Source organism: Streptosporangium sp. H16, from assembly GCF_051918855.1.
GTDB lineage: Bacteria > Actinomycetota > Actinomycetes > Streptosporangiales > Streptosporangiaceae > Streptosporangium.
In genome coordinates, this window is the sequence record NZ_JBPXMD010000003.1 from 561,349 (window position 1) to 567,348 (window position 6,000).

3 protein-coding genes are annotated in these 6,000 nt (G+C 74.5%); 2 read left to right on the forward strand and 1 reads right to left on the reverse strand.

Features of this window, described 5'->3' with window-relative positions; all coding sequences use genetic code 11:
* Positions 1–143: 143 nt before the first annotated feature.
* Positions 144–4,757, forward strand: coding sequence for an FtsK/SpoIIIE domain-containing protein (locus ACTOQ2_RS08110; RefSeq protein WP_440099069.1), 4,614 nt, complete (start codon positions 144–146; stop codon positions 4,755–4,757).
* A gap of 207 nt (positions 4,758–4,964) precedes the next feature.
* Here the strand turns inward: ACTOQ2_RS08110 and ACTOQ2_RS08115 are convergent, their stop codons facing one another.
* Positions 4,965–5,237 (reverse strand): WXG100 family type VII secretion target, encoded by a 273-nt coding sequence (locus ACTOQ2_RS08115; RefSeq protein ID WP_329090315.1) that lies wholly within the window; start codon positions 5,235–5,237, stop codon positions 4,965–4,967.
* Between the two features lie 299 nt (positions 5,238–5,536).
* On the opposite strand from ACTOQ2_RS08115, the gene ACTOQ2_RS08120 reads away from it, so the two are divergent.
* Positions 5,537–6,000, forward strand: a 464-nt coding sequence (locus tag ACTOQ2_RS08120) for a biotin carboxylase N-terminal domain-containing protein (RefSeq protein WP_440099070.1), incomplete at its 3' end; no start/stop codon positions are given.

Below are 6,000 nucleotides of genomic sequence, written 5' to 3' on the forward strand. Positions count from 1 at the left end.
GGTCAACACCCCCGGACAGTTATCCACAGGTTTTGCCGTTTTCCACATACCGGTCGCGAGTCAGGACATTGCCGCGAACACTCTCTCGGGGACGGTTTTCACTCTGTACGGTGGATCCGGGGCCTGACCCGAGGAGAGCGGCGATGCGGATCATGCTCACCGTGCTCGACGAGCACGCCGACCGCGATGTCGTGGTCGAGGGCGACGAAACGACCACGGTGGCACGGCTCGCGGAGTCCCTGGCGGGCCAGGGAGGCGAGCGGCCGAGCAACGTGGTGCGGCTGACGCGCAGCAAGGCCCCGTACGGGCTGGATCGCGACTCCGCCGGGGCCGAGCCTCCGACGCTCTGGATGGACGGCCGCCCCCTCGACCCGGCCGCCCCCGCGCTCGGCCTGCTCCGCGACGGCGACCTCGTCACCCTCGACCGCTCCCTCGCGGTGGCCACGCTGGCCGAGGAGCCCGGCGGGATCGTGGAGATCCGGGTGGTCGGCGGGCCCGCCGCCGGCTCTGTGCACCGCCTCAGCCTGGGTGTGCACACCATCGGTTCCGACCCCGCCTGCTCGGTGGCCGTGACCGACCCCCGGCTGCCCGCGCGGGCCGCGGTGGTGCGGCTCACCCCGGACGCCATCACCGTGGAGCCCGGGGAGGGCACGACCCCCCTGCTGGACCGCGACCCCCTGGAGGGTCCGCTGCCCTGGCCCGAGCATGCCCTGCTGAGCTGCGGCGGGACCGTGCTCACCCTCAAGGCGGTGGAGCCACCCGACGCCCACCTGGACGCGCAGCCCGACGGCGGGCTGGCCTACAACCGGCCGCCCAGGTTCCGGCCGCCGGGCGGCGCGCGGCGCTTCGAGGTCCCGGCCGAGCCCAAGCGGGCCGAGACCATGCGGCTGCAGCTGCTCACCGCATTCCTGCCCGCCGCGCTGGGGGTGGGCCTGGCCATCGCCCTCAAATCGCCGTACTTCCTGCTGTTCGCGTTCATGACGCCACTGATCATGATCGGCCAGTGGTGGAGCGACAGGCGGCACGGCCGCAAGCAGTACCGCCAGCAGCTCAAGGAGTACAAAGCGCGGCTGAAGGTCTTCGAGGCGGCCGTGGAGCGCGCCCGCGCCGACGACGAGACCGCCCGCCGCGCCGCCGCGCCCGACCCGGCCGAGGTGCTGCTCACCGTGACCGGCCCCCGGCGGCGGCTCTGGGAGCGGCGCGACCACGACCCCGACGCGCTGCGGCTGCGGGTCGGCCTCGCCGACCTCCCCGCCGACCTGGAGTTCGCCCCCGAGCGCTCCGCACCGGTCGACGCCCCGCTGCCCGTCCCGCCCACCTGCCAGGCCGTGCCGGTGGCGCTGGCCATGCGCCGCCTGGGCGTCGCCGGCCTGACCGGGCCCAGGAACACGGCGGCCGGGGTGGCGCGCTGGCTGGTCGGCCAGGCCGCCGCCCTGCACAGCCCGCGCGACCTGGCAATCGTCGTCCTGTCCGCGCACGGCGACGGCGAGGAACGCTGGAACTGGGTCCGCTGGCTGCCGCACTGCGCCCCGCGCGGCGGCGAGGACTGCGTGGCCCTGGTCGGCGCCGACCCGGACACCGCGGCCCGCCGGGTGAGCGAGCTCGCCGCGCTGATCGACGAGCGCCTCGGCGACGACGCCGCCGCGGGCCCCGCGGCCAAGCTGGGCCGCATCCCGGCCGGCTGGGGCGACCTGGGCGGAGCCACGGGCACGGGTGCCGAGCAGCCGTACGCCGCCCCCGTCTACGACGAGCGCCCCTACGACGTGCTGGTCGTGCTCGACGGCGCGCAGGTGCTGCGCGCCCTGCCGGGCATGCCCCAGGTGCTGCGCCAGGGCCCCAGGGCGGGCGTCTACACCCTGGCGATCGACGGCGACCAGCGGCTGCTGCCCGAGGAGTGCGCCACCGTCGCCGCAGTGGAGGCCGACGGCACGGTGCGGCTGCGCGGCGGCGGCCTGGACGACCTCGGGGAGATCCTGGCCGACCAGGTGACGGCCGCCTGGTGCGACAGGCTGGCCCGCTCGCTGGCGCCGATCCGCGACGTCAGCCGCGACGATGCCGGAGTCGCCCTGCCGGACTCCGCGCGGCTGCTGGACCTGCTGGAGCTGCCGTCGGTCTCCGGCGCCGCCCTGGCCAAGCGCTGGGGCCGGGCCACCGAGGCCGTGGTGGGAGCGGGCCCCGAGGGGCCGTTCTCCATCGACCTGCGCAGGGACGGGCCGCACGCGCTCATCGCGGGCACCACGGGCGCGGGCAAGTCAGAGCTGCTGCAGACCCTGATCTGCTCGCTGGCGGTGGCCAACCGGCCGGACGAGATGACGTTCGTGCTGATCGACTACAAGGGCGGCGCCGCGTTCAAGGAGTGCGTGCGGCTGCCGCACACGGTGGGCATGGTCAGCGACCTCGACGGCCACCTGACCCAGCGGGCGCTGGCCTCGCTGGCCGCGGAGATCCGCCGCCGCGAGCGCCTGCTGCTGGCCGCGGGGGCGAAGGACATCGAGGACTACCACGAGCTGCGCGACGCCCGTACGGCCCGCGCCTCCCGCGACCTGCTCGTCGCCGGGGGCGGCCCGCAGGTCAGGCCGCTGCGCGGGCGCGCTGCGTCTTCGGCGTCTTCGGCGTCCTCGGCGTCCCTGGAGCCCCCGGCCCCGCTGCCCCGGCTGGTGCTGGTCATCGACGAGTTCGCGGCCATGGTCAGCGAGCTGCCCGACTTCATGACCGGGCTGGTCGACATCGCCAGGCGGGGACGCTCGCTCGGCATCCACCTCATCCTCGCCACCCAGCGGCCCGGCGGCGTGGTGACCGCCGACATCCAGGCCAACACCTCCCTGCGGATCGCCCTGCGGGTCACCGAGGCGTCGGAGTCGGCCGACGTCATCGGCCGCCCCGACGCCTCGTACATCCCCAAGTCCGCTCCCGGCCGGTGCTACGTGAAGTCGGGCGCGGGGGCGGCGACGGCCGTGCAGACCGCGCGGATCGGCGGCCGGAGCCCCGGCGCCTCGGGCGGCGAGATGAGGGTACGGGTGACGGAGGTCGGCTGGCAGGCCCTGGGGCACCCCAGGACGGTCCACGCCGGAGCCGAGAGCGGCCACGTCACCGACCTGTCCCTGCTCGCCGACGCCATGGTCGAGGCGGCCCGCCTCGCCGGGGTCGCGAAGCAGCCGAGTCCCTGGCTCGATCCGCTTCCCGACCTCGTGACCGTCCCCGTCCTCCCGGCGCCGCCCGTCCTGCCCGGTGACGCGCCCGGCGGGCTGCCGTACCGGGCGGGGGTCGAGGAGGTGCCGCCACTGGCCTTCGGGATCACCGACCTGCCCTGGGCGCAGGACCGGCGGGCGCTGGCACTCGACCTCGCCCACGGGGGGCACCTGCTCGTCGCGGGCGCCTCGCGCAGCGGGCGGTCCACCGCGCTGCGCACGCTGGCGGGGGCGATCGCCGCCGGGGCCTCCCCCGACGACGTGCACGTGCACGCGATCGACTGCGGCTCGGGATCGCTGCTGCCGCTGATGGCGATGCCGCACTGCGGGGCGGTGGTGACCCGCGACCAGCTCGACCGGGTGGAGCGGCTGCTGACCCGGCTGCGCGAGGAGGTGGGGCGGCGCCAGCAGCTCCTCGCCGAGGCCGGGTACGCCTCGCTGGCCGAGCTGCGCGCCGCCACGGACGGGCCACGGCTGCCGTGGCTGGTCCTGATGCTCGACCGGTGGGAGGGGTTCGTCGCCGCGTTCGAGGCGTACGACTACGGGCGGCTGATCGAGTCGCTGATGCAGCTGCTGCGCGAGGGGCCCGCGGTCGGGCTGCGGGCCGTGCTGACCGGCGACAGGTCCGCGCTGATCGGGCAGATCTCCACGGTCTTCGACGACCGGCTGATCCTGCGGCTGGCCGACCCCTCCGACTACGGCCTGGCCGGACTGCCCGTCAAGGACCTGCCGGCGACCCTCGCGCCGGGCCGCGCGCTGTCGACCGGCGAGCACGGCACGACCGAGAGCCAGATCGCGCTGCTGTGCGACGACCCCTCGGGGCCCGCGCAGGTCGCCGCCCTCCAGGCGCTGGCCCGCTCGGCGCCGGAGATCGCCGCCGACCCGCCGCTGCGGGTGGACGCGCTGCCGATGCGCGTCACCGCGGCACAGGTCCTGGATCTGGTGCCCTCCTTCCGGCCCCCGTCCCCGCTGTGGGCGCTGCTCGGCGCCGGAGGCGACTCGCTGGCACCGCTCGGCGTCGACCTGCTCGCCCACGGTCCCGCCGCGGTCGTCGCGGGCCCGCCCAGGTCGGGCAGGTCCACGGCACTGCTGACCGCCACCCACTCGCTGCTCTCCCACGGCACCCCCACGGTCCTGGTGACCCCCCGGCGCAGCCCGCTGTGCACGCTGGTGGACACCCCGGGCGTGCTGGCCGTGCTGGACGCGGGCGGCGACCTGCACGAGGCCGTCGCGGGACAGGACCGCTACGTCGTGATCGTCGACGACGCGGAGCTGATCTCCGCGGACTCCCCCCTGGGCACCGCCCTGGAGCAGGTGCTGCGCAGCGGCAGGGACGGCGAGCACGGCATGATCATCGGTGGCACCACCGGGGACCTGACCACCGCCTACCGCGGTTTCGCGGCCGAGGCGCGCAAGGGCCGCACGGGTCTGCTGCTGTCGGTCCAGAGCCCCGCCGACGGCGACCTGTTCACCGTCCGCCTGCCGCGGGGCGCGGTCGGCGGGCCCCCCGGCCGCGGCCTGCTGGTGACCCTGGGCTCGGTGGTCCCCGTCCAGGCCGCCGTCACCTGAGGGCCGTGGTCGCGCAAGGGCCGCCCGCCACATGAGGACCACCGCCGCACGCCGTCCTGTACGCCCTGCGTGTCTTGTGCGTCCGCGTCTTGTGCGCTTCGCGCGCCCCACACCGACCGCGCCGACCGTGCCGCCCCGTGCCGATCTGTGCTCTCAATGAGAAATGCCCCGGCCCTCGCGGGCCGGGGCATTTCGGCGGACCGTTTCCTATCGTGTGGCGGACTCGATATTGCCGCGATAGGTGTTGATGACCCGGGAGGCCTCGGCGAGTTCCTCGGACATGCGCTGGAAAGCGGCCCGGTAGTTCTGCCAGGCCTCGCTGAAACGCTGGGCACCGGGCCCCGTCCAGGCGGTGCCGACTTTCGCGGCCTCCCGGTCGAGGGCGGCCACGGTGGCCCTGACCTGGTCGGCCTGCTGGGTGAACTGGGTGGCCATCTGCTGCATTTCCGCGGGATTGCCGCCGAGCAAGTTCTGGCTCATGCCAGTCTCCTTTGGATCGGTGTCGGTGGGAGTCGCCAAACGAAATCACGATAGGCGTAAGGATCACAGAGGTATCCGGGTTATGCCGAGCGGCTATGGACGTTCCCTCGGCCGCCGAGAGGCTAAACGTTCTCCATTGTCTTGATTTTTGATAATTCAGGGAGAGGTAAGCGGTACGTGAGACCGCGACCCGCTCCCGGGCGGACAGGACCCAGCACTCCCTCACGATCAAAGGGCGCCTACACTCCGTTGAAGGCCCGCCAGTCCTCCGTCCGCACGTACTGAAGGGAACGACGTCGGTGCACAAGGTCCTGATCGCCAATCGTGGTGAGATCGCGGTGCGGATCGCCCGCGCCTGCAAGGACGCGGGGCTGGCCGGCGTCGCCGTCTACGCCGACCAGGACCTGGACGCGCTCCATGTCCGGGCCGCGGACGAGGCCCGCGCGCTCGGTGGCCGGACTCCCGCGGAGACCTACCTCGACGTCGACAAGCTGCTCGCCGTCGCCGCCGAGGCCGGGGCCGACGCCGTGCACCCCGGCTACGGCTTCCTGGCCGAGAACGCCGGTTTCGCCCAGGCCGTGATCGACGCCGGCCTGACCTGGATCGGCCCGCCGCCGGCCGCGATCACCGCGCTCGGCGACAAGGTGCAGGCCCGCCACATCGCCCAGAAGGTGGGCGCGCCGCTCGTGGCGGGCACCAGGGATCCGGTCTCCGGGAGCGAGGAGGTCGTCGCCTTCGCGCGCGAGCACGGCCTGCCGATCGC

Excerpts from the sequence above, each read along its gene's own strand:
- ACTOQ2_RS08115 (WP_329090315.1), bottom strand. The coding sequence starts at position 5,237 with ATGAGCCAGAACTTGCTCGGCGGCAATCCCGCGGAAATGCAGCAGATG.
- ACTOQ2_RS08110 (WP_440099069.1), top strand. The coding sequence starts at position 144 with ATGCGGATCATGCTCACCGTGCTCGACGAGCACGCCGACCGCGATGTC.